15 protein-coding genes, 4 tRNA genes and 2 rRNA genes (1 of these 21 cut by a window edge) are annotated in these 21,532 nt (G+C 54.9%); all 21 read left to right on the top strand.

Annotation, left to right across the window (positions count from 1 at the left end; genetic code table 11):
• Positions 1-1,778, top strand: a 23S ribosomal RNA gene (locus MHH62_RS21535) (it extends 1,114 nt beyond the left edge of the window).
• Between the two features lie 156 nt (positions 1,779-1,934).
• A 5S ribosomal RNA gene (gene rrf / locus MHH62_RS21530) occupies positions 1,935-2,050 on the top strand.
• 155 nt (positions 2,051-2,205) lie between these two features.
• Positions 2,206-3,165, top strand: coding sequence for a bifunctional biotin--[acetyl-CoA-carboxylase] ligase/biotin operon repressor BirA (birA, locus tag MHH62_RS21525; protein WP_014720157.1), 960 nt, complete (start codon positions 2,206-2,208; stop codon positions 3,163-3,165).
• Positions 3,155-3,904, top strand: coding sequence for a pantothenate kinase (locus tag MHH62_RS21520; protein ID WP_014720156.1), 750 nt, complete (start codon positions 3,155-3,157; stop codon positions 3,902-3,904). The genes birA and MHH62_RS21520 overlap by 11 nt, the downstream gene beginning before the upstream one ends.
• Positions 3,905-3,911: 7 nt before the next feature.
• Positions 3,912-4,358, top strand: coding sequence for a hypothetical protein (locus MHH62_RS21515; protein ID WP_020302455.1), 447 nt, complete (start codon positions 3,912-3,914; stop codon positions 4,356-4,358).
• 142 nt (positions 4,359-4,500) lie between these two features.
• Positions 4,501-4,585, top strand: a tRNA-Tyr gene (locus MHH62_RS21510).
• A gap of 24 nt (positions 4,586-4,609) precedes the next feature.
• Positions 4,610-4,683, top strand: a tRNA-Gly gene (locus MHH62_RS21505).
• A gap of 26 nt (positions 4,684-4,709) precedes the next feature.
• Positions 4,710-4,785, top strand: a tRNA-Thr gene (locus tag MHH62_RS21500).
• A 143-nt stretch (positions 4,786-4,928) separates the two neighbouring features.
• Positions 4,929-5,004: transfer RNA gene (locus MHH62_RS21495), tRNA-Trp, on the top strand.
• A gap of 45 nt (positions 5,005-5,049) precedes the next feature.
• Positions 5,050-5,418, top strand: a complete 369-nt coding sequence (gene secE, locus MHH62_RS21490; protein WP_003194658.1) for a preprotein translocase subunit SecE — start codon at positions 5,050-5,052, stop codon at positions 5,416-5,418.
• 9 nt (positions 5,419-5,427) lie between these two features.
• On the top strand, positions 5,428-5,961 hold the full coding sequence (gene nusG / locus MHH62_RS21485; protein ID WP_003176436.1) for a transcription termination/antitermination protein NusG: 534 nt from the start codon (positions 5,428-5,430) through the stop codon (positions 5,959-5,961).
• 116 nt (positions 5,962-6,077) lie between these two features.
• A complete protein-coding gene (rplK, locus tag MHH62_RS21480) occupies positions 6,078-6,509 on the top strand; it encodes a 50S ribosomal protein L11 (RefSeq protein WP_003176435.1) in 432 nt (143 codons plus the stop codon).
• The gene (gene rplA, locus MHH62_RS21475; protein ID WP_003176434.1) at positions 6,509-7,204 is read left to right on the top strand and encodes a 50S ribosomal protein L1; all 696 of its coding nucleotides are present in this window, start codon (positions 6,509-6,511) and stop codon (positions 7,202-7,204) included. Before rplK ends, rplA begins: the two co-directional genes overlap by 1 nt.
• 199 nt (positions 7,205-7,403) lie before the next feature.
• On the top strand, positions 7,404-7,904 hold the full coding sequence (gene rplJ, locus MHH62_RS21470) for a 50S ribosomal protein L10 (RefSeq protein ID WP_003232405.1): 501 nt from the start codon (positions 7,404-7,406) through the stop codon (positions 7,902-7,904).
• Positions 7,905-7,982: 78 nt separating this feature from the next.
• Entirely contained in the window at positions 7,983-8,348 is a 366-nt protein-coding gene (gene rplL / locus MHH62_RS21465) for a 50S ribosomal protein L7/L12 (RefSeq protein ID WP_020302454.1), read from the top strand.
• 219 nt (positions 8,349-8,567) lie between these two features.
• Positions 8,568-12,641 (top strand): DNA-directed RNA polymerase subunit beta, encoded by a 4,074-nt coding sequence (rpoB, locus tag MHH62_RS21460; RefSeq protein ID WP_019819139.1) that lies wholly within the window; start codon positions 8,568-8,570, stop codon positions 12,639-12,641.
• A 64-nt stretch (positions 12,642-12,705) separates the two neighbouring features.
• On the top strand, positions 12,706-16,905 hold the full coding sequence (gene rpoC, locus MHH62_RS21455; RefSeq protein WP_003194653.1) for a DNA-directed RNA polymerase subunit beta': 4,200 nt from the start codon (positions 12,706-12,708) through the stop codon (positions 16,903-16,905).
• Positions 16,906-17,121: 216 nt separating this feature from the next.
• Positions 17,122-17,493 (top strand): 30S ribosomal protein S12, encoded by a 372-nt coding sequence (gene rpsL / locus MHH62_RS21450; protein WP_002555494.1) that lies wholly within the window; start codon positions 17,122-17,124, stop codon positions 17,491-17,493.
• A gap of 118 nt (positions 17,494-17,611) precedes the next feature.
• Positions 17,612-18,082 carry a 30S ribosomal protein S7 gene (gene rpsG / locus MHH62_RS21445; protein ID WP_002555493.1) on the top strand — a complete coding sequence of 157 codons (471 nt, stop codon included), beginning with the start codon at positions 17,612-17,614 and terminating at the stop codon, positions 18,080-18,082.
• Positions 18,083-18,112: 30 nt separating this feature from the next.
• The gene (gene fusA / locus MHH62_RS21440) at positions 18,113-20,218 is read left to right on the top strand and encodes an elongation factor G (protein WP_003194651.1); all 2,106 of its coding nucleotides are present in this window, start codon (positions 18,113-18,115) and stop codon (positions 20,216-20,218) included.
• Positions 20,219-20,248: 30 nt separating this feature from the next.
• Positions 20,249-21,442: an elongation factor Tu gene (gene tuf, locus MHH62_RS21435; RefSeq protein ID WP_005791980.1), complete on the top strand. Its 1,194-nt coding sequence runs from the start codon at positions 20,249-20,251 to the stop codon at positions 21,440-21,442.
• The last annotated feature ends 90 nt before the right edge of the window (positions 21,443-21,532 follow it).

Here is a 21,532-nt window from a genome sequence, read left to right as displayed (position 1 = left end):
GGAAGATGTAACGGGGCTCAAACCATACACCGAAGCTACGGGTATCACGTAAGTGATGCGGTAGAGGAGCGTTCTGTAAGCCTGTGAAGGTGAGTTGAGAAGCTTGCTGGAGGTATCAGAAGTGCGAATGCTGACATGAGTAACGATAATGGGTGTGAAAAACACCCACGCCGAAAGACCAAGGTTTCCTGCGCAACGTTAATCGACGCAGGGTTAGTCGGTCCCTAAGGCGAGGCTGAAAAGCGTAGTCGATGGAAAACAGGTTAATATTCCTGTACTTCTGGTTATTGCGATGGAGGGACGGAGAAGGCTAGGCCAGCTTGGCGTTGGTTGTCCAAGTTTAAGGTGGTAGGCTGGAATCTTAGGTAAATCCGGGATTCTAAGGCCGAGAGCTGATGACGAGTTACCTTTCAGGTAACGAAGTGGTTGATGCCATGCTTCCAAGAAAAGCTTCTAAGCTTCAGGTAACCAGGAACCGTACCCCAAACCGACACAGGTGGTTGGGTAGAGAATACCAAGGCGCTTGAGAGAACTCGGGTGAAGGAACTAGGCAAAATGGCACCGTAACTTCGGGAGAAGGTGCGCCGGTGAGGGTGAAGGACTTGCTCCGTAAGCTCATGCCGGTCGAAGATACCAGGCCGCTGCGACTGTTTATTAAAAACACAGCACTCTGCAAACACGAAAGTGGACGTATAGGGTGTGACGCCTGCCCGGTGCCGGAAGGTTAATTGATGGGGTTAGCTAACGCGAAGCTCTTGATCGAAGCCCCGGTAAACGGCGGCCGTAACTATAACGGTCCTAAGGTAGCGAAATTCCTTGTCGGGTAAGTTCCGACCTGCACGAATGGCGTAACGATGGCGGCGCTGTCTCCACCCGAGACTCAGTGAAATTGAAATCGCTGTGAAGATGCAGTGTATCCGCGGCTAGACGGAAAGACCCCGTGAACCTTTACTATAGCTTTGCACTGGACTTTGAATTTGCTTGTGTAGGATAGGTGGGAGGCTTTGAAGCGTGGACGCCAGTCTGCGTGGAGCCATCCTTGAAATACCACCCTGGCAACTTTGAGGTTCTAACTCAGGTCCGTTATCCGGATCGAGGACAGTGTATGGTGGGTAGTTTGACTGGGGCGGTCTCCTCCTAAAGAGTAACGGAGGAGTACGAAGGTGCGCTCAGACCGGTCGGAAATCGGTCGTAGAGTATAAAGGCAAAAGCGCGCTTGACTGCGAGACAGACACGTCGAGCAGGTACGAAAGTAGGTCTTAGTGATCCGGTGGTTCTGTATGGAAGGGCCATCGCTCAACGGATAAAAGGTACTCCGGGGATAACAGGCTGATACCGCCCAAGAGTTCATATCGACGGCGGTGTTTGGCACCTCGATGTCGGCTCATCACATCCTGGGGCTGAAGCCGGTCCCAAGGGTATGGCTGTTCGCCATTTAAAGTGGTACGCGAGCTGGGTTTAGAACGTCGTGAGACAGTTCGGTCCCTATCTGCCGTGGACGTTTGAGATTTGAGAGGGGCTGCTCCTAGTACGAGAGGACCGGAGTGGACGAACCTCTGGTGTTCCGGTTGTCACGCCAGTGGCATTGCCGGGTAGCTATGTTCGGAATAGATAACCGCTGAAAGCATCTAAGCGGGAAACTAGCCTCAAGATGAGATCTCACTGGAACCTTGAGTTCCCTGAAGGGCCGTCGAAGACTACGACGTTGATAGGTTGGGTGTGTAAGCGCTGTGAGGCGTTGAGCTAACCAATACTAATTGCCCGTGAGGCTTGACCATATAACACCCAAGCAATTTGCGAACTCGAGAGAGGCCAGATTGCGGTGTGTGAAGACGCAATGAACCGAAAGTTCGACGCTCACAAAACACCGAAAACTATCCCATACCCAATTTGCTGAAGCGAGGCCAGTTGGCCACGACTCAGTACCCGAATTTCTTGACGACCATAGAGCATTGGAACCACCTGATCCCATCCCGAACTCAGCAGTGAAACGATGCATCGCCGATGGTAGTGTGGGGTTTCCCCATGTGAGAGTAGGTCATCGTCAAGATTAAATTCCGAAACCCCAATTGCGAAAGCAGTTGGGGTTTTGTTTTGGACGCTCGAAAATCTTGTGGGGCGTCGATCAATACTGATATCCACCCTTTCTATGCAATGACCCTGCGCATGGCTATCATGCGTGCCTCATTCTGAGGCGATATGTGCATGCTGACGTTGTTGAAACTTCTGAAAGATGGTCAGTTCCATTCTGGAGAAGCGCTTGGCGCCGCCCTGGGCGTTAGTCGCAGTGCCGTGTGGAAGCAGCTTCAGCATCTTGAGGCAGAATTGAATCTTCCTATCCATAAGGTTCGGGGTCGTGGGTATAGATTGGCTGCGCCATTGGTATTTTTGAATGCGCAGGAGGTTTCTCGGGAGGCGACTTCCCTATCTTGGCCCGTTCATATTTTCGATTCCATTGACTCCACTAATGCCGAGGCCTTACGTCTTGTCGATGCGGGTAGTGCGGCACCTTTTGTTGTGCTAGCGGAGCAGCAGACGGCTGGTAGGGGGCGCAGAGGCCGTAAATGGGTCAGCCCATTTGCGCAAAACGTTTACTACAGCCTTGTATTGCGTATTGAGGGTGGTCTGCGGCAACTGGAAGGGTTGAGTCTGGTGGTAGGACTGGCAGTCCTGCAGGCTCTGCGTGAGTCGGGTGTGCAGGGCGCGGCTTTGAAGTGGCCAAACGACGTCTTGGTTGGGCACAAGAAAATCTCAGGCATCTTGCTTGAGCTGGTGGGAGATCCCGCGGATATCTGTCACGTTGTGCTAGGGATAGGTATCAATGTGAATATGCAGAGGGCAGCTGATGTTGATCAGCAGTGGACCTCGATGCAGCTTGAGACGGGCTTTTCAGTTGATCGCAATCACCTGGTGGCGCGACTGGGTTTGCAACTCCAAGCCTACCTAGATCGACACAAGGCTGCGGGTTTTGCAGGGTTGCAAGACGAATGGGAGCAGCATCACGCGTGGCAGGGGAAGTCCGTGTCGCTTATCGCGGGCGTCAATCAGATTGATGGGGTTGTGCTGGGCGTGGATCGTCAGGGCGCCTTGCGTTTGGATGTCGGTGGCGTTGAGAAAATATACAGCGGTGGTGAGTTAAGCCTGAGGTTGCGTGATGATTCTTGAGCTCGACTGTGGAAATAGCTTTATCAAATGGCGTGTTCTTGAGTTGAGTGAGGCAACTGTTCGCGCGGAAGGTATCGCAGGTTCAGATATCGCGCTGATCGATAGTTTGGTGGCTTTGCCTGGTCTATTGCTCACGCGTTGTCGGTTAGTGAGTGTTCGCGCGCTTGAGGAGACCGATAAGCTGATAGCTGCCTTGGTAGCGGCATTTGGCGTTGCTGTTTCCTGTGCAACCTCTGCTCAAGAAATGGGCGGAGTGCGCAACGGCTACGAAGACTTCCAGCGCCTGGGGATGGATCGATGGCTGGCCATGCTAGGCGCGTTCAAGTTGGCGTCAGGTGCATGCCTGGTACTCGACTTTGGTACAGCGGCGACAGCAGATTTTATTGGTCCGGACGGTGGGCACCTGGGTGGGTTTATTTGCCCTGGTATGCCGCTTATGCGTAATCAACTGCGAACCCATACCCGCAAGATACGCTATGACGACGCGGCCGCTGAGCGGGCTGTGGAACGTCTCTCTCCTGGTCGTACGACCGTAGAGGCCGTCGAGCGTGGGTGTACGCTCATGCTTAGAGGGTTTGTGCTGACCCAGCTCGAGTTGGCGCGAGGCTATTGGGGAGAGGATTTCACGGTCTTCCTCACTGGCGGCGATGCTGACCTGGTGAGGGATGCTGCGCCTCAGGCTCGGCTGGTCCCGGATCTGGTGTTTGTTGGTTTGGCAATGGCGTGTCCTTTGTCTTGAGGTGATTATGCGCTGGCTGTTTTTACTTTTACTGGTCCTCAATGTTTTCTATTACGTCTGGCATCAGCAAGAGGCGCCATTGCGGGCCAAGGATGTCACGCCCTTGAGTCTCCATCGGGGGACACAACAAGATATTCGCCTCCTGAGTGAGTCGGCAGATGCGGTGGCGCGGCGTGATCGAGCGAGGCCGGCAGAGGCGCAGAATACCTGCTTGTACATCGGTGGGTTCACTGATCGACGCCAAGCCTCCTCTCTCGAGCAGAGGCTCACCAGCCTGGATATCAAGGTCAAGGTACAGTTGCTGAATGCGCCGGACGCCTCGGGTTATTGGTTGCGTGTAGCCCCTGAGAGCCGTCGCCTGGCTGACGATCTGCCCTTTGAAAGCCTTGCTAATGAATTCAATGAGTTAAAACATAAAATAATGCTGTGTGAAGGCATTGCAACTCTCGAATAGTTTGCATAGAATGGCGCCCGCTTCGCAGTGAAGACCTTTAAGGGCTACAGTGCAAAGCGACCGTCAATGCAGCTAACCTCATAATTTAAATGAGAAAATGCTTGACAGAAGGTCGGCGTGATGTAAAATGCCGGCTCGCTTAGGAGGGGTTCCCGAGCGGCCAAAGGGATCAGACTGTAAATCTGACGTCTACGACTTCGAAGGTTCGAATCCTTCCCCCTCCACCATTTTTAGCGTGAGCTGCAAGCTCCGCGGGTATAGTTTAGTGGTAGAACCTCAGCCTTCCAAGCTGATGATGCGGGTTCGATTCCCGCTACCCGCTCCAAGTTTGCAGGTTGTGCAAGGTGTTTCGCTCTTGTAGCTCAGTTGGTAGAGCACACCCTTGGTAAGGGTGAGGTCAGCGGTTCAAATCCGCTCAAGAGCTCCATATGACAAGGCAGATATGAAAATATCTGCCTTTGTTTTAACAGCTGCCTCGGCTTGAATGTTGTTCGATGTTTCAGGTCTTGTGGGGTTGGTTGTTGTAAAGTCTTTTTCAGGCCTGCATAATGGTCGGCCTGATTTTGTTTTAGGTCAGTAGCTCAATTGGCAGAGCGACGGTCTCCAAAACCGTAGGTTGGGGGTTCGATTCCCTCCTGACCTGCCAGATTCACGTGGTGTGTCTGGCTTTCTTTTCACAGGATCTTCATAGATGACTCCTAAGGCTGAAGCTCAAAGCTCTCGTTTCGATCTGGTAAAGTGGCTCGCTGTAGTCGCCTTGGTGGTCGTAGGCGTTGTTGGCAATCAGTACTATTCTGCTTCGCCGATCCTGTACCGTGTACTCGCTTTGCTTGCCCTCGCTGCTGTAGCTGCCTTTGTAGGCCTGCAGACTGCCAAAGGCAAGTCGTTCGCGGTACTGGTTAAGGAAGCTCGCACCGAAATCCGTAAAGTCGTTTGGCCGACTCGCCAAGAAACCACTCAGACCACATTGATTGTCGTGGCTGTTGTTCTGGTTATGGCGTTGCTGTTGTGGGGGCTTGATTCCCTGCTCGGCTGGCTTGTTTCCTTGATTGTTGGCTAAGGGTGTCCCGTGGCTAAGCGTTGGTACGTTGTGCATGCTTACTCGGGTTACGAGAAGCATGTTATGCGCTCTTTGCTGGAGCGCGTAAAGCTGGCAGGCATGGAAGATGGCTTCGGCGAAATTCTGGTTCCCACTGAAGAAGTGGTTGAAATGCGGAATGGGCAGAAGCGCAAAAGCGAACGCAAGTTCTTCCCTGGCTACGTGCTGGTACAAATGGACATGAACGAAGGTACTTGGCACTTGGTCAAGGATACCCCTCGCGTCATGGGCTTCATTGGCGGTACTGCCGACAAGCCTGCTCCGATCACCGACAAAGAGGCGGAAGCAATTCTGCGTCGTGTTGCTGATGGTAGCGACAAGCCCAAGCCGAAGACATTGTTCGAGCCGGGTGAGGTTGTTCGCGTTACAGACGGTCCGTTCGCTGATTTTAACGGTACGGTCGAAGAAGTTAACTACGAAAAGAGCCGGATCCAAGTGGCAGTGCTCATTTTCGGTCGCTCTACCCCGGTAGAGTTGGAGTTCAGCCAGGTCGAAAAGGTCTAGCTGGGCAAGCATCCCAACCCCGCAGCCTAGGCTGTGGGGTTTTGTCGTCACTGGGATAAACGCGCAAGTAACCGGGGAGCCTTTCGAGGCGTTTGAACCCGTAATTGGAGTGCCTCATGGCCAAGAAGATTACCGCTTACATCAAGCTGCAAGTGAAGGCCGCTCAGGCCAACCCTAGCCCACCCGTCGGTCCAGCTCTGGGTCAGCACGGCGTGAACATCATGGAATTCTGCAAGGCCTTCAACGCCCGTACTCAGGGTCTTGAGCCAGGTCTGCCGACTCCAGTGATCATCACTGTATACAGCGACCGTAGCTTCACCTTCGAAACCAAGTCGACCCCGGCTTCGGTTTTGCTGAAGAAAGCTGCCGGTCTGACCAGCGGTTCCGCTCGTCCTAACACCGTTAAGGTTGGCACCGTAACTCGTGCTCAGCTGGAAGAAATCGCGAAAACCAAAAACGCGGATCTGACTGCAGCTGATATGGATGCAGCCGTGCGTACCATCGCCGGTTCTGCTCGTAGCATGGGCCTTAACGTGGAGGGTGTGTAATGGCTAAGCTGACCAAGCGCCAAAAGGCTATCGCCGGCAAGATCGAAGCAGGCAAGTCCTACAACTTCGTAGACGCTGCTGCCCTGCTGACCGAGCTGTCGACTGTCAAGTTCAGCGAGTCTGTTGACGTTGCTGTAAACCTGGGTGTTGACCCACGTAAATCCGACCAAGTCGTTCGTAGCGCTACTGTGCTGCCACACGGCACTGGCAAGACTGTACGTGTTGCTGTCTTCACCCAAGGCCCAGCTGCTGAAGCTGCTCTGGCCGCTGGTGCTGATCGCGTTGGCATGGACGACCTGGCTGCCGAAATGAAAGGCGGCGACCTGAACTATGACGTCGTTATTGCTTCCCCGGATGCAATGCGTGTTGTAGGTCAGTTGGGTCAGATCCTCGGTCCACGTGGCCTGATGCCTAACCCTAAAGTCGGCACCGTAACTCCAGACGTAGCTACCGCGGTTAAAAACGCCAAGGCTGGTCAGGTTCGTTATCGCACCGACAAAAACGGCATCATTCACACCTCCGTTGGCAAAGTCGGCTTCGATGCCGTCAAGCTGAAGGAAAACGTTGAAGCCCTGATCGCTGATCTGAAGCGTATCAAGCCTGCTTCCTCGAAAGGTATCTACGTCAAGCGCGTTACCCTGAGCACCACTATGGGCCCAGGTCTGGTCATCGACCAAGGCTCGCTGGACGTATAAGACATAAATTGGCGCAAGTAATTGCGCCAATTGAAAGATTGGGGTCCCTGCCTGGCGGGGGCTATCCAAGACCGTAGGCGACGCAAGTCTTAAACCAACAAGCCTACGCAGATGGTGCTCCCGGTTCCTTACCGAATCAGACACCAAAACGACATCAGGCCTAGGCCAGATGAAACGGTAACAAGCAGGAGTTAAACCCGTGGCAATTAATCTCGAAGACAAGAAGGCCATCGTCGCTGAAGTCAACGAGGCTGCCAAAGCTGCTCTGTCCGCTGTCGTGGCTGATGCCCGTGGTGTGACAGTAGGCGCTATGACCGGACTCCGTAAAGAGGCTCGTGAAGCTGGCGTATACGTACGTGTTGTACGTAACACCCTGCTCAAGCGCGCCGTTGCTGACACTGAATACAGTGTTCTCAACGACGTGTTCACTGGCCCGACTCTGATCGCATTCTCCAAGGATCATCCAGGCGCTGCTGCCCGTTTGTTCAAAGAGTTCGCCAAGAGTCAGGATAAGTTCGAGATCAAGGCAGCTGCGTTCGAGGGCAAGTTCCTCGCAGCTAACCAAATCGACGTACTGGCAACACTGCCGACCCGCGACGAAGCCATTTCGCAGCTGATGAGCGTGATTCAAGGCGCTACCAGCAAGCTGGCTCGTACTCTGGCTGCAGTTCGCGAGCAAAAAGAAGCTGCCGCAGCCTAAGGCTGAGCAAATTCTCTCGCGTATTTTTGTTTATTTCGATGGCCGCGTAGGCCGTCCCCCAATTCAGGAAATACAGCAATGTCTATCTCCCAAGACGATATCCTCAACGCCGTAGCTGAAATGTCGGTTCTGCAGGTTGTTGAGCTGATCAAAGCTTTCGAAGAAAAATTCGGCGTTTCCGCTGCCGCTGCTTCCGCCGGTCCAGCTGCTGCTGCTGCCGTTGTTGAAGAGCAAACCGAATTCAACGTCATGCTGACCGAAGCTGGCGAGAAGAAAGTAAACGTGATCAAGGCAGTACGTGAACTGACCGGTCTGGGCCTGAAAGAAGCCAAGGCTGTAGTTGACGGCGCTCCTGCCATGGTTCTGGAAGCTGTTACTAAAGACGCAGCTGACAAAGCCAAAGCTACTCTGGAAGAAGCAGGCGCTAAAGTCGAGCTGAAGTAAGCATCGACCTTGCGTCTCCAGCCCAAGCGTTAAGCTGAAGGCTGATGGCTGGTGGCTCTTGCCACCGGCCTTTTTCCGTTCTTGGCTGTCGACTCGGTCGCCGCCATTAACGCGCTGTAGCCACCCGAAGCGGTGGTGCAAACCATGGGGTTTGCAAGATTTTCTGGCTGCTCCCGTCGGAGGGGCCAAACAAGCAGGTGACCAAGCTGGGGAACGCTGATGGCTTACTCATATACTGAGAAAAAACGTATCCGCAAGGACTTTAGCAAGTTGCCGGACGTCATGGATGTCCCGTACCTTCTGGCTATCCAGCTGGATTCGTATCGTGAATTCTTGCAGGCGGGAGCGACCAAAGATCAGTTCCGCGACGTGGGCCTGCATGCGGCCTTCAAATCCGTTTTCCCGATCATCAGCTACTCCGGCAATGCTGCGCTGGAGTACGTCGGTTATCGCCTGGGCGAACCGGCATTTGATGTCAAAGAATGCGTGTTGCGTGGCGTTACGTACGCCGTACCTTTGCGGGTAAAAGTCCGTCTGATCATTTTCGACAAAGAATCGTCGAACAAAGCGATCAAGGACATCAAAGAGCAAGAAGTCTACATGGGCGAAATCCCACTGATGACTGAAAACGGTACCTTCGTAATCAACGGTACCGAGCGTGTAATCGTTTCCCAGCTGCACCGTTCCCCGGGCGTGTTCTTCGACCACGACCGCGGCAAGACGCACAGCTCCGGCAAACTCCTGTACTCCGCGCGGATCATTCCGTACCGCGGTTCGTGGTTGGACTTCGAGTTCGACCCGAAAGACTGCGTGTTCGTGCGTATCGACCGTCGTCGCAAGCTGCCGGCCTCGGTATTGCTGCGCGCGCTCGGTTACACCACTGAGCAAGTGCTGGATGCTTTCTATACCACCAACGTATTCAGCCTGAAGGATGAAACCCTCAAGCTGGAGCTGATCGCTTCGCGTCTGCGTGGTGAAATTGCTGTACTGGACATCCAGGACGAAAAAGGCAAGGTCATCGTTGAGGCTGGCCGTCGTATCACTGCGCGCCACATCAACCAGATCGAAAAAGCCGGTATCAAAGAGCTGGAAGTGCCATTGGACTACGTCCTGGGTCGCACTACCGCCAAGGTCATCGTTCACCCGGCTACAGGCGAAATCCTGGCTGAGTGCAACACCGAGCTGAACACCGAGATCCTGGCCAAGATCGCCAAGGCCCAGGTTGTTCGCATCGAGACCCTGTACACCAACGATATCGACTGCGGTCCGTTCATCTCCGACACACTGAAGATCGACTCCACCAGCAACCAATTGGAAGCGCTGGTCGAGATCTATCGCATGATGCGTCCTGGTGAGCCACCAACCAAAGACGCTGCCGAAACCCTGTTCAACAACCTGTTCTTCAGCCCTGAGCGCTATGACCTGTCTGCGGTCGGCCGGATGAAGTTCAACCGTCGTATCGGTCGTACCGAGATCGAAGGTTCGGGCGTGCTGTGCAAGGAAGACATCGTTGCGGTACTGAAGACCCTGGTCGACATCCGTAACGGCAAAGGCATCGTCGATGACATCGACCACTTGGGTAACCGTCGTGTTCGCTGCGTAGGCGAAATGGCCGAGAACCAGTTCCGTGTTGGCCTGGTGCGTGTTGAGCGTGCGGTCAAAGAACGTCTGTCGATGGCTGAAAGCGAAGGCCTGATGCCGCAAGACCTGATCAACGCCAAGCCAGTGGCTGCGGCGGTGAAAGAGTTCTTCGGTTCCAGCCAGCTTTCGCAGTTCATGGACCAGAACAACCCGCTCTCCGAGATCACCCACAAGCGCCGTGTTTCTGCACTGGGCCCGGGCGGTCTGACCCGTGAGCGTGCAGGCTTTGAAGTTCGTGACGTACACCCGACGCACTACGGTCGTGTTTGCCCGATCGAAACGCCGGAAGGTCCGAACATCGGTCTGATCAACTCCCTGGCCGCTTATGCGCGCACCAACCAGTACGGCTTCCTCGAAAGCCCGTACCGTGTGGTGAAAGACGCTCTGGTCACCGACGAGATCGTGTTCCTGTCCGCCATCGAAGAAGCTGATCACGTGATCGCTCAGGCTTCGGCCACGATGAACGACAAGAAAGTCCTGATCGACGAGCTGGTAGCTGTTCGTCACTTGAACGAGTTCACCGTCAAGGCGCCGGAAGACGTCACCTTGATGGACGTTTCTCCGAAGCAGGTAGTGTCGGTTGCAGCGTCGCTGATCCCGTTCCTGGAACACGATGACGCCAACCGTGCGTTGATGGGTTCCAACATGCAGCGTCAAGCTGTACCGACCCTGCGTGCTGACAAGCCGCTGGTAGGTACCGGCATGGAGCGCAACGTAGCCCGTGACTCCGGCGTTTGCGTCGTGGCTCGTCGTGGCGGCGTGATCGACTCCGTTGATGCCAGCCGTATCGTGGTTCGTGTTGCCGATGACGAAGTAGAAACTGGCGAAGCCGGTGTCGACATCTACAACCTGACCAAATACACCCGCTCGAACCAGAACACCTGCATCAACCAGCGTCCGCTGGTGAGCAAGGGTGATCGCGTTCAGCGTAGCGACATCATGGCCGACGGCCCGTCCACCGACATGGGTGAGCTGGCTCTGGGTCAGAACATGCGCATCGCGTTCATGGCATGGAACGGCTTCAACTTCGAAGACTCCATCTGCCTGTCCGAGCGTGTGGTTCAAGAAGACCGCTTCACCACGATCCACATCCAGGAACTGACCTGTGTGGCACGTGATACCAAGCTTGGGCCAGAGGAAATCACTGCAGACATCCCGAACGTGGGTGAAGCTGCACTGAACAAGCTGGACGAAGCCGGTATCGTTTACGTAGGTGCTGAAGTTGGCGCTGGCGACATCCTGGTCGGTAAGGTCACTCCGAAAGGCGAGACCCAACTGACGCCGGAAGAGAAGCTGCTGCGTGCCATCTTCGGTGAAAAAGCCAGCGACGTTAAAGACACTTCCCTGCGTGTACCTACCGGTACCAAGGGTACTGTCATCGACGTACAGGTCTTCACCCGTGACGGCGTTGAGCGTGATGCTCGTGCACTGTCCATCGAGAAGACCCAGCTCGACGAGATCCGCAAGGACCTGAACGAAGAGTTCCGTATCGTTGAAGGCGCGACCTTCGAACGTCTGCGTTCCGCTCTGGTAGGCCACAAGGCTGAAGGCGGCGCAGGTCTGAAGAAAGGTCAGGACATCACCGACGAAATTCTCGACGGTCTTGAGCACGGCCAGTGGTTCAAACTGCGCATGGCTGAAGACGCTCTGAACGAGCAGCTCGAGAAGGCCCAGGCCTATATCGTTGATCGCCGCCGTCTGCTGGACGACAAGTTCGAAGACAAGAAGCGCAAACTGCAGCAGGGCGATGACCTGGCTCCAGGCGTGCTGAAAATCGTCAAGGTTTACCTGGCAATCCGTCGCCGCATCCAACCGGGCGACAAGATGGCCGGTCGTCACGGTAACAAAGGTGTGGTCTCCGTGATCATGCCGGTTGAAGACATGCCGCACGATGCCAATGGCACCCCGGTCGACGTCGTCCTTAACCCGTTGGGCGTACCTTCGCGTATGAACGTTGGTCAGATCCTTGAAACCCACCTGGGCCTCGCGGCCAAAGGTCTGGGCGAGAAGATCAACCGTATGATCGAAGAGCAGCGCAAGGTCGCAGACCTGCGCAAGTTCCTGCACGAGATCTACAACGAGATCGGCGGTCGCAACGAAGAGCTGGACACCTTCTCCGACCAGGAAATCCTGGATCTGGCGAAGAACCTGCGCGGCGGCGTTCCAATGGCTACCCCGGTGTTCGACGGTGCCAAGGAAAGCGAAATCAAGGCCATGCTGAAACTGGCAGACCTGCCGGAAAGCGGCCAGATGCAGCTGTTCGACGGCCGTACCGGCAACAAGTTTGAGCGCCCGGTTACTGTTGGCTACATGTACATGCTGAAGCTGAACCACTTGGTAGACGACAAGATGCACGCTCGTTCTACCGGTTCGTACAGCCTGGTTACCCAGCAGCCGCTGGGTGGTAAGGCTCAGTTCGGTGGTCAGCGTTTCGGGGAGATGGAGGTCTGGGCACTGGAAGCATACGGTGCTGCATACACTCTGCAAGAAATGCTCACAGTGAAGTCGGACGATGTGAACGGTCGTACCAAGATGTACAAAAACATCGTGGACGGCGATCACCGTATGGAGCCGGGCATGCCCGAGTCCTTCAACGTGTTGATCAAAGAAATTCGTTCCCTCGGCATCGATATCGATCTGGAAACCGAATAACACGTGACGCGAATCGAGAGCGTGGCCGTTTGGCCCGCTCTCTGCTCCGCCAGGAGGAAAGGCCTTGAAAGACCTACTGAATTTGCTGAAAAACCAGGGTCAAGTCGAAGAGTTCGACGCCATCCGTATTGGATTGGCATCGCCTGAGATGATCCGTTCGTGGTCGTTCGGTGAAGTTAAAAAGCCGGAAACCATCAACTACCGTACGTTCAAACCTGAGCGTGACGGCCTGTTCTGCGCCAAGATCTTTGGCCCGGTAAAGGATTACGAGTGCCTGTGCGGTAAGTACAAGCGCTTGAAGCACCGTGGTGTGATCTGCGAGAAGTGCGGCGTTGAAGTTGCGCTGGCCAAGGTTCGTCGTGAGCGCATGGCGCACATCGAACTGGCTTCGCCGGTTGCCCACATCTGGTTCCTGAAATCGCTGCCGTCCCGTATCGGCTTGCTGATGGACATGACCCTGCGTGATATCGAACGCGTTCTCTACTTCGAGAGCTATGTCGTTATCGATCCAGGCATGACCACCCTTGAAAAAGGTCAGCTGCTGAACGACGAGCAGTACTTCGAAGCGCTGGAAGAGTTCGGCGACGATTTCGATGCCCGCATGGGTGCCGAAGCTGTCCGCGAACTGCTGCACGCTATCGACCTGGAGCACGAGATTGGTCGTCTGCGCGAAGAAATTCCGCAAACCAACTCCGAAACCAAGATCAAGAAACTGTCCAAGCGTCTGAAGTTGATGGAAGCCTTCCAGGGTTCCGGCAACTTGCCAGAGTGGATGGTGCTGACCGTTCTGCCGGTTCTGCCGCCAGACCTGCGTCCGCTGGTGCCGTTGGACGGTGGTCGTTTCGCGACGTCCGACCTCAACGACCTGTACCGCCGCGTGATCAACCGTAACAACCGCTTGAAGCGCCTGCTTGATCTGTCCGCTCCGGACATCATCGTGCGCAACGAAAAGCGTATGTTGCAGGAAGCTGTGGATGCCTTGCTCGACAACGGTCGTCGTGGTCGCGCTATCACCGGTTCCAACAAGCGCCCTCTGAAATCCCTGGCTGACATGATCAAGGGTAAGCAAGGTCGTTTCCGTCAGAACTTGCTCGGTAAGCGTGTTGACTACTCCGGTCGTTCGGTAATTACCGTAGGCCCGACCCTGCGTCTGCACCAGTGCGGTCTGCCCAAGAAGATGGCACTCGAGCTGTTCAAGCCGTTCATCTTCGGCAAGCTGGAAATGCGCGGTCTCGCGACCACCATCAAAGCGGCCAAGAAAATGGTCGAGCGCGAACTGCCAGAGGTTTGGGACGTTCTCGCTGAAGTGATTCGCGAACACCCGGTTCTCCTCAACCGTGCACCGACCCTTCACCGTCTGGGTATCCAGGCGTTTGAACCTGTACTGATCGAAGGTAAGGCTATCCAGCTGCACCCTCTGGTCTGTGCCGCGTACAACGCCGACTTCGACGGCGACCAAATGGCCGTGCACGTACCGCTGACACTGGAAGCCCAGTTGGAAGCGCGTGCGTTGATGATGTCGACCAACAACATTCTGTCGCCAGCCAACGGTGAGCCAATCATCGTTCCGTCGCAGGACGTTGTATTGGGTCTGTACTACATGACTCGTGAAGCGATCAACGCCAAAGGCGAAGGTCGTGTGTTCGCTGACCTGCAAGAAGTTGACCGTGTGTTCCGTGCCGGCGAAGCCGCACTGCACGCCAAGGTCAAGGTGCGGATCCACGAAACCGTCAACGACCGTGACGGCGGCAGCGTGAGCAACACCCGTATCGTCGACACCACTGTCGGCCGTGCGCTGTTGTACCAGGTTGTTCCAAAAGGTCTGTCGTACGACGTCGTCAACCTGCCGATGAAGAAAAAGGCGATCTCCAAGCTGATCAACCAGTGCTACCGCGTGGTTGGTTTGAAAGAGACCGTTATCTTCGCTGACCAGTTGATGTACACAGGTTTCGCTTACTCGACTATCTCCGGCGTTTCCATCGGCGTTAACGACTTCGTTATCCCGGATGAAAAAGCCCGCATCATCAGTGCTGCCACTGACGAAGTGAAAGAGATCGAGAGCCAGTACGCCTCCGGCCTGGTAACCCAGGGCGAGAAGTACAACAAAGTGATCGACCTTTGGTCCAAGGCCAACGACGAAGTGTCCAAGGCGATGATGGCCAACCTCTCGAAAGAGAAAGTCATCGACCGTCACGGCGACGAAGTTGACCAGGAGTCCTTCAACTCGATGTACATGATGGCCGACTCGGGCGCACGGGGTTCTGCTGCGCAGATCCGTCAGCTCGCCGGTATGCGTGGCCTGATGGCCAAGCCGGACGGTTCCATCATCGAAACGCCGATCACTGCGAACTTCCGTGAAGGTTTGAGCGTACTCCAGTACTTCATCTCTACTCACGGTGCTCGTAAGGGGCTTGCGGATACCGCGTTGAAAACCGCTAACTCCGGTTACCTGACTCGTCGTCTGGTAGACGTTGCACAAGATCTGGTTGTAACCGAGATCGATTGCGGCACCGAGCACGGCCTGCTGATGACTCCGCACATTGAAGGCGGTGACGTTGTAGAGCCGCTGGGTGAGCGCGTATTGGGTCGTGTTATTGCCCGTGACGTATTCAAGCCAGGCACCGAGGAAGTTATCGTTCCTGCCGGTACCCTGGTGGATGAGAAGTGGGTCGAGTTCATCGAACTCAACAGCATCGACGAAGTGATCGTTCGCTCGCCGATCAGCTGCGAAACCCGCTACGGCATCTGCGCCAAGTGCTACGGCCGTGACTTGGCTCGTGGTCACCAGGTGAACATCGGTGAAGCGGTCGGCGTTATCGCTGCCCAGTCCATCGGTGAGCCGGGTACCCAGCTGACCATGCGTACGTTCCACATCGGTGGTGCGGCAAGCCGGACCTCCGCAGCCGACAGTGTTCAGGTTAAGAATGGCGGTACCGTCCGTCTGCACAACCTCAAGCACGTTGAGCGAGTGGATGGCCACTTGGTTGCTGTGTCCCGTTCCGGTGAGCTGGCAATCGCTGATGACTACGGTCGTGAGCGTGAGCGTTACAAGCTGCCGTACGGTGCTGTGATTTCGGTTAAAGAAGGTGACAAGGTCGACGCTGGCGCAATCGTGGCCAAGTGGGATCCGCACACTCACCCAATCGTTACCGAAATGAAAGGTACCGTGACCTACGTGGGCATGGAAGAAGGCATCACGATCAAGCGTCAGACTGACGAATTGACCGGTATGACCAACATTGAAGTACTCGACGCCAAAGATCGTCCAGCTGCCGGCAAAGACATCCGTCCTGCCGTGAAGATGGTCGACGACAACGGCAAGGACCTGTTGCTGCCAGGCACTGACGTAATCGCTCAGTACTTCCTGCCAGCCAACGCCCTGGTCGGTGTAGCGGATGGTGCGAAGATCGCGATCGGTGATGTTATCGCGCGTATCCCGCAAGAAACTTCGAAGACCCGTGACATCACCGGTGGTCTGCCGCGTGTTGCCGACTTGTTCGAAGCTCGTCGTCCGAAAGAAGCGTCGATTCTGGCTGAAGTCAGCGGCACCATCGCGTTCGGTAAAGAGACCAAGGGCAAGCGCCGTCTGGTCATTACCCCGAACGACGGTAGCGATCCGTATGAAGAGCTGATTCCGAAGTGGCGTCACCTGAACGTGTTCGAAGGCGAACAGGTAAACCGCGGCGAAGTTATCTCCGACGGCCCGAGCGATCCACACGATATCCTGCGTCTGCTGGGTGTGAGTGCGCTGGCCAAGTACATCGTTAACGAGATCCAGGACGTTTACCGTCTGCAAGGCGTGAAGATCAACGACAAGCACATCGAGACCATCCTGCGTCAGATGCTGCGTAAAGTTGAAATCGCTGAATCCGGCGATTCCAGTTTCATCAAGGGCGACCAGATGGAACTGACTCACGTACTGGTAGAAAACGAGCGCCTGGCGAACGAAGAGAAATTTGTCTCCAAGTTCACTCGCGTGCTGCTGGGTATCACCAAGGCGTCGTTGTCCACTGAGTCGTTCATCTCGGCGGCCTCCTTCCAGGAGACCACTCGCGTACTGACCGAAGCAGCGGTAACCGGCAAGCGCGATTACCTGCGCGGCCTGAAAGAAAACGTAGTCGTGGGTCGTCTGATCCCGGCAGGTACCGGTTTGGCTTACCACAGCGAGCGTAAGCGTCGCCGTGATGCTGACAAGCCGCTGCGCGTAAGCGCCAGTGAAGTGGAAGCTGCACTGACCGAAGCGCTGAACTCAAGCGGTAACTGAGTTCTGCGATAGATGAGTCTGGGCCCTGGCACTCCCGTTCGTCGGATCGAGGCATTTTTGCCCCGGTTCGACGCGAGGGGAGGTCGGGGCCTTGCCTTGACTGGGGACAAGATCCTCTTTAGACTCTTGTACCCCTAAATTTGGCGGGAATTCGTTCCTGCCATTTTGCTTTTCTTGCAAGACAATAGCGTCGCAAGACAACAGTGGAGCTAGTAGATGGCAACTATCAACCAGCTGGTACGTCAGCCGCGTAAGCGTATCGTCGAGAAATCCGACGTACCTGCGCTGCAGAACTGCCCGCAACGTCGTGGCGTATGCACCCGTGTGTATACCACCACGCCGAAAAAACCTAACTCGGCACTGCGTAAAGTATGCCGTGTGCGTCTGACCAACGGTTTCGAGGTTTCCTCGTACATCGGCGGTGAAGGCCACAACCTGCAAGAGCACAGCGTGGTACTGATCCGCGGCGGTCGTGTAAAAGACTTGCCAGGTGTTCGTTATCACACCGTACGCGGTTCCTTGGATACTTCCGGCGTTAAAGGTCGTAACCAGGGTCGTTCGAAGTACGGTACCAAGAAGCCTAAGTAGTAGCGGCTTTTTGTAAACCTGAATCATCTTATTTTCTGAGTCGATAAGAGTAAGGTCGGAGGCGTCCCGAAAGGGCACCGATTCCGAGCGAACCTGAAGACCGTTTGAGGGCTTATCCATGCCAAGAAGACGCGTAGCAGCCAAGCGCGAAGTGCTTGACGATCCAAAATACGGAAGCCAAATCCTGGCCAAGTTCATGAACCACGTGATGGAAAGCGGCAAGAAAGCCGTTGCCGAGCGTATCGTTTATGGCGCGCTGGAAAAGGTTAAAGAACGCAAGAACAGCGACCCCCTGGAAATCTTCGAGAAAGCTCTCGACGCCATCGCTCCGCTGGTCGAAGTGAAGTCGCGCCGTGTAGGCGGTGCTACTTACCAGGTTCCGGTTGAAGTTCGCCCGTCCCGTCGTAACGCTCTGGCAATGCGCTGGTTGGTAGACTTCGCCCGTAAGCGCGGCGAGAAGTCTATGGCTCTGCGTTTGGCCGGCGAACTGTTGGACGCTGCTGAAGGTAAAGGTGCTGCTGTTAAGAAGCGTGAAGACGTGCACCGTATGGCTGAAGCCAACAAAGCTTTCTCGCACTACCGCTTCTAATTTTAGCTTCACTAATTTTGCGAGGGCTTTATGGCTCGTACTACTCCGATTAGCCGCTACCGTAACATCGGTATCGTCGCTCACGTGGATGCTGGTAAAACCACCACCACCGAGCGCGTACTGTTTTACACCGGCAAAAGTCACAAAATGGGCGAGGTGCATGACGGCGCCGCGACCACAGACTGGATGGTTCAGGAGCAGGAGCGTGGTATTACCATTACTTCTGCTGCTATTACCGCCTTCTGGAAAGGTTCCGAGAAGCAGTACAAAGACGAGCATCGCTTCAACGTAATCGATACCCCGGGCCACGTAGACTTCACCATTGAAGTTGAACGTTCCCTGCGCGTACTCGACGGCGCTGTCGTTGTGTTCTGCGGCACCTCGGGTGTTGAGCCTCAGTCGGAAACCGTATGGCGTCAAGCCAACAAGTACGGCGTTCCACGTCTTGTTTATGTAAACAAGATGGACCGTGCTGGTGCCAACTTCCTGCGCGTGATCGGTCAGATCAAGCAGCGTCTGGGTCACACTCCGGTGCCTATCCAGTTGGCTATCGGTTCCGAAGACAACTTCCAGGGTCAGATCGATCTGATCAACATGGAAGCTGTTTACTGGAATGATTCCGACAAAGGTATGGTTCCTGTTCGTAAGCCTATCCCTGAAGAGCTTCAGGAACTGGCTGACGAGTGGCGCAACAACATGGTTGAGGCTGCTGCCGAAGCCAGCGAAGAGCTGATGAACAAGTACCTCGAAGGTGAAGAACTCACCAACGTGGAAATCAAGGCCGCTCTGCGTCAGCGTACTATCGCTGGTGAGATCGTCTTGGCTGTTTGCGGTTCCTCGTTCAAGAACAAGGGTGTTCCCCTGGTTCTCGACGCCGTTATCGACTACCTGCCTGCTCCAACCGACATTCCTGCTATCAAGGGTTCCAACCCTGATAACGAGGAAGAAGAAATGGAGCGTCACGCCGATGACAACGAGCCGTTCTCGGCTCTGGCGTTCAAGATCGCTACCGACCCATTCGTGGGTACTTTGACCTTCGTCCGCGTTTACTCGGGCGTGTTGGCCTCCGGCGACGGCGTGATCAACTCGGTTAAAGGCAAGAAAGAGCGCGTGGGTCGTATGGTGCAAATGCACGCAAACGCCCGTGAAGAGATCAAGGAAGTACGCGCTGGTGACATCGCGGCCCTGATCGGCATGAAGGACGTCACCACTGGTGAGACTTTGTGCGACGCTGCCAAGCCAATCATCCTGGTTCGCATGGACTTCCCGGAGCCGGTTATTTCGGTTGCCGTAGAGCCTAAGACCAAGGATGACCAGGAAAAAATGGGTATCGCTCTGGGCAAGCTTGCTCAGGAAGATCCATCTTTCCGCGTCAAGACTGATGAAGAGACTGGTCAAACGATCATCTCCGGCATGGGCGAGCTGCACCTGGACATCCTGGTTGACCGGATGCGCCGTGAGTTCAACGTCGAAGCCAACATCGGTAAGCCTCAGGTTTCCTATCGTGAGCGCATCACGAAGAACTGCGAAATCGAAGGCAAGTTCGTTCGTCAATCCGGCGGTCGTGGTCAGTTCGGTCACTGCTGGATCCGTTTTGCTCCTGCTGACGAAGGTCAGGAAGGTCTGCAATTCGTGAACGAAGTAGTAGGTGGTGTTGTTCCTAAGGAATACATCCCTGCTATCCAGAAGGGTATCGAAGAGCAGATGAAGAACGGTGTTGTTGCCGGCTATCCGCTGATCGGCCTGAAAGCAACCGTTTTTGACGGTTCTTACCACGACGTCGACTCCAACGAGATGGCGTTTAAGGTGGCTGCTTCCATGGCAACCAAGCAACTGGCCCAGAAGGGCGGTGGTGAGTTGCTTGAGCCAATCATGGCGGTAGAAGTTGTTACACCTGAAGACTATATGGGTGATGTCATGGGCGACCTTAACCGTCGTCGCGGCATGATCTTGGGTATGGAAGACACGGTTTCCGGCAAAGTGATTCGCGCCGAGGTTCCGTTGGGTGAGATGTTCGGTTATGCGACCGACGTTCGCTCCATGTCCCAGGGTCGCGCAAGCTACTCTATGGAATTCAAAAAATACAACACAGCTCCGGCGCACATCGCTGAAACTGTATCCAAAAAACAAGGCTGATTCAGTCCTTTAGGCAAGGAGTTAATTGTCGTGGCTAAAGAAAAATTTGATCGTTCCCTACCGCACGTAAACGTTGGCACCATCGGCCACGTTGACCACGGTAAAACCACTCTGACCGCTGCTCTGACTCGCGTCTGCTCCGAAGTTTTCGGTTCGGCTCGTGTTGACTTCGACAAGATCGACAGCGCACCAGAAGAAAAAGCTCGTGGTATCACCATCAACACCGCGCACGTTGAGTACAACTCGACTATTCGTCACTACGCTCACGTTGACTGCCCAGGTCACGCTGACTATGTGAAGAACATGATCACTGGTGCTGCCCAGATGGACGGCGCGATCCTGGTTTGCTCGGCCGCTGATGGTCCGATGCCACAAACCCGTGAGCACATCCTGCTGTCCCGCCAGGTTGGCGTTCCGTACATCGTGGTTTTCCTGAACAAGGCTGACCTGGTAGACGACGCTGAGCTGCTGGAACTGGTTGAGATGGAAGTGCGCGATCTGCTGAGCACTTACGACTTCCCAGGTGACGACACTCCGATCATCATCGGTTCTGCTCGTATGGCTCTGGAAGGCAATGACGAAAACGAAATGGGCACCACTGCCGTTCGTAAACTGGTTGAAACTCTGGACAGCTACATCCCAGAACCAGTTCGTCTGACCGACAAGCCGTTCCTGATGCCAATCGAAGACGTATTCTCGATCTCTGGTCGCGGTACTGTTGTGACTGGTCGTATCGAGCGCGGTATCGTTCGCGTTCAGGATCCACTGGAAATCGTTGGTCTGCGTGACACTACTGTCACCACCTGCACCGGTGTTGAAATGTTCCGCAAACTGCTCGACGAAGGTCGTGCTGGCGAGAACTGCGGCGTTCTGCTGCGTGGTACCAAGCGTGACGACGTTGAGCGTGGCCAGGTTCTGGTTAAGCCAGGTTCGGTCAAGCCGCACACCAAGTTCACCGCAGAAGTTTACGTTCTGAGCAAAGAAGAAGGCGGCCGTCATACTCCGTTCTTCAAAGGCTACCGTCCACAGTTCTACTTCCGTACTACTGACGTGACCGGTAACTGCGAATTGCCAGAAGGCGTTGAAATGGTAATGCCAGGTGACAACATTCAAATGACTGTTACCCTGATCAAAACCATCGCAATGGAAGACGGTCTGCGCTTCGCAATCCGTGAAGGCGGCCGTACCGTTGGTGCTGGCGTTGTAGCTAAAATCATCGAGTAATCTCTCTTTCGAGTGAGCTTTGATGTTTTGAGAAGGCCCCCGCTTAGCGGGGGCCTTTTTTATTGGGTTGACACCTATCTAGGGCGTCTA

This window comes from Pseudomonas sp. FSL L8-0168 (assembly GCF_037976155.1).
GTDB lineage: Bacteria > Pseudomonadota > Gammaproteobacteria > Pseudomonadales > Pseudomonadaceae > Aquipseudomonas > Aquipseudomonas paracarnis.
This window is presented reverse-complemented; position numbering and strand designations above follow the sequence as displayed.

Coding starts and splice junctions, on each gene's coding strand:
- birA (WP_014720157.1), top strand. CDS start 2,206: ATGCTGACGTTGTTGAAACTTCTGAAAGATGGTCAGTTCCATTCTGGA.
- MHH62_RS21520 (WP_014720156.1), top strand. CDS start 3,155: ATGATTCTTGAGCTCGACTGTGGAAATAGCTTTATCAAATGGCGTGTT.
- MHH62_RS21515 (WP_020302455.1), top strand. CDS start 3,912: ATGCGCTGGCTGTTTTTACTTTTACTGGTCCTCAATGTTTTCTATTAC.
- secE (WP_003194658.1), top strand. CDS start 5,050: ATGACTCCTAAGGCTGAAGCTCAAAGCTCTCGTTTCGATCTGGTAAAG.
- rplK (WP_003176435.1), top strand. CDS start 6,078: ATGGCCAAGAAGATTACCGCTTACATCAAGCTGCAAGTGAAGGCCGCT.
- rplA (WP_003176434.1), top strand. CDS start 6,509: ATGGCTAAGCTGACCAAGCGCCAAAAGGCTATCGCCGGCAAGATCGAA.
- rplL (WP_020302454.1), top strand. CDS start 7,983: ATGTCTATCTCCCAAGACGATATCCTCAACGCCGTAGCTGAAATGTCG.
- rpoB (WP_019819139.1), top strand. CDS start 8,568: ATGGCTTACTCATATACTGAGAAAAAACGTATCCGCAAGGACTTTAGC.
- rpsL (WP_002555494.1), top strand. CDS start 17,122: ATGGCAACTATCAACCAGCTGGTACGTCAGCCGCGTAAGCGTATCGTC.
- rpsG (WP_002555493.1), top strand. CDS start 17,612: ATGCCAAGAAGACGCGTAGCAGCCAAGCGCGAAGTGCTTGACGATCCA.
- fusA (WP_003194651.1), top strand. CDS start 18,113: ATGGCTCGTACTACTCCGATTAGCCGCTACCGTAACATCGGTATCGTC.